This is a genomic window from Pseudomonas sp. 24 E 13 (assembly GCF_900004715.1).
Taxonomy (GTDB): domain Bacteria; phylum Pseudomonadota; class Gammaproteobacteria; order Pseudomonadales; family Pseudomonadaceae; genus Aquipseudomonas; species Aquipseudomonas orientalis_A.
Map to the genome: position 1 here is coordinate 1 of NZ_CVTO01000034.1, position 2074 is coordinate 2074.

4 protein-coding genes are annotated in these 2074 nt (G+C 65.2%); all 4 read left to right on the top strand.

Annotation, left to right across the window (positions count from 1 at the left end):
• Positions 1 to 124 (top strand): triphosphoribosyl-dephospho-CoA synthase (locus BFP90_RS26940; RefSeq protein WP_176718002.1); only part of this gene is annotated, 124 nt, incomplete at its 5' end.
• Positions 124 to 423, top strand: a complete 300-nt coding sequence (locus BFP90_RS01455) for a malonate decarboxylase subunit delta (RefSeq protein WP_032884109.1) — start codon at positions 124 to 126, stop codon at positions 421 to 423. The genes BFP90_RS26940 and BFP90_RS01455, both read left to right, overlap by 1 nt.
• The gene (locus BFP90_RS01460) at positions 416 to 1258 is read left to right on the top strand and encodes a biotin-independent malonate decarboxylase subunit beta (RefSeq protein ID WP_065891563.1); all 843 of its coding nucleotides are present in this window, start codon (positions 416 to 418) and stop codon (positions 1256 to 1258) included. The genes BFP90_RS01455 and BFP90_RS01460 overlap by 8 nt, the downstream gene beginning before the upstream one ends.
• Complete coding sequence (mdcE, locus tag BFP90_RS01465) at positions 1255 to 2025, top strand: biotin-independent malonate decarboxylase subunit gamma (protein ID WP_065895785.1); 771 nt, start codon at positions 1255 to 1257, stop codon at positions 2023 to 2025. Before BFP90_RS01460 ends, mdcE begins: the two co-directional genes overlap by 4 nt.
• Positions 2026 to 2074 lie beyond the last annotated feature (49 nt).

Here is a 2074-nt window from a genome sequence, read left to right on the forward strand (position 1 = left end):
CGCCGGCCGCCGCCAACTGCACGCGCTGGACCAACAACTGCTGGCCCTGAATGCCTCCCCCGGCGGCGGCGCCGACCTGTTGGCCGCTTGCCTGTTTATCGACCGCCTCGACGGAGCGTTGTGATGGAGACTTTATCCTTTGAATTCCCCGCCGGGCAGCCGCCAAAAGGCCGTGCGCTGGTGGGGTGCGTCGGCTCCGGCGACCTTGAAGTGCTGCTGGAACCGGGCACCGCCGGCACGCTGACCATCCAGGTACAAACCTCGGTCAATGGCGCCGAGCAACGTTGGCAGCACCTGTTCGAACGCATCTTCCAGGAGCAGACGCCACCGGCCTTGAACATTGATATCCACGATTTTGGCGCCACGCCCGGTGTGGTGCGTTTGCGCCTGGAGCAAGGCTTCGAGGAGATCGGCCATGACTGATTGGCTCAACAAACACAGCTTCGTTGAACTCGGTGCTCGGCAGCGCGCCAAGGCGTTGCTGGATGCCGGCACCTTTCGCGAGCTGATCGACCCCTTTCAACGTGTCATGTCGCCGTGGCTCAGCCGCCAGGGCGTGGTGCCCCAGGCGGATGACGGGGTGGTCATCGCCAAAGGCAGCGTTGCCGGTCTGCCGGTAGTGATTGCCGCCATCGAAGGTAACTTCCAGGGCGGCAGCCTCGGTGAAGTCGGCGGCGCGAAAATCGCCGGAGCGCTGGAACTGGCCGCTGAAGATAACCGCAACGGCATCCCGACCCGCGCCGTGCTGCTGCTGGAAACCGGCGGCGTACGCCTGCAGGAAGCCAACCTGGGTCTGGCCGCCATTGCCGATATCCACGCGGCGATTGTCGACCTGCGCCAGTACCAGCCGGTAATCGGCGTGGTGGCGGGCAGTGTCGGCTGCTTCGGCGGCATGTCCATTGCGGCGGGGTTGTGCAGCTATCTGGTGGTCACCCGTGAAGCGCGCCTGGGCTTGAATGGCCCGCAGGTGATCGAGCAGGAAGCCGGGTTGGACGAATACGACTCCCGCGACCGGCCGTTTATCTGGAGCCTTACGGGTGGCGAACAGCGCTTCAACAGTGGGTTGGCCGACCGTTATGTGGCCGACGATGTGGCGCAGATCCAGCAGACCGTCAGCGCGCTGTTGCAGCAAGGCGCGCCCGAACAACAGCGTAGCCGCCGCGCTGATTTTTATCTGGCGCGCCTGGCCGAACTGGATACGACAGCGCAAATCGAGCCGGCGACGGTGCGCGCGCTGTATCAGGGAGAACGCCCATGAGAGGTTTGCAGTGGTTTAACGCGCTAAGCGCCGGCGCGACGCGGGTGCAAGGCTTGCCTGACTCGCTCAGGATCGCCGATGGCCAGTTGAACGGCCAGAGCGTGCGTTTTCTCGCCGTGGTCACCGACCCGAACAACCGCTTCTCGCGCGCGCGCAATGGCGAAGTCGGTTTGCTGGAGGGCTGGGGGCTCGCCAAGGCTGTCGATGACGCTATCGCCAGGGGTGACAAACGCCCGCTGATCGCCATCGTCGATGTACCCAGCCAAGCCTACGGTCGTCGCGAAGAAGCCCTCGGCATCCATCAAGCCCTGGCCGCTGCCGTCGACAGCTACGCCCGTGCCCGTCTCGCCGGTCACCCGGTGATTGCGCTGCTGGTGGGCAAGGCCATGTCCGGCGCGTTCCTCGCTCACGGTTACCAGGCCAATCGCCTGATTGCCCTGCGCGACCCCGGCGTGATGGTGCATGCCATGGGCAAGGCCTCGGCGGCGCGGGTCACCCTGCGCAGCGTCGAAGAACTCGAGGCCCTGGCCGCCAGCGTGCCGCCGATGGCGTATGACATCGACAGTTATGCCAGCCTTGGGCTGCTCTGGGAGACGCTGACGGTCAGCCAGATTGAACAACCCACGGCAGACGACGTGGCGCGGGTCAGCGATTGCCTGATGAATGCGATCAAGGATATCGATACCGCCGATCTGAGCGGGCGCCTGGGGGCGTCCAATCGTGCGGCGTCCAGCCACGTGCGTCAGCTGCTGCGGGAGCAATGGTGAACGCTCACGACTTGCTCTGGGGCATGACCCCGGCCCATCTGCCCGCCGA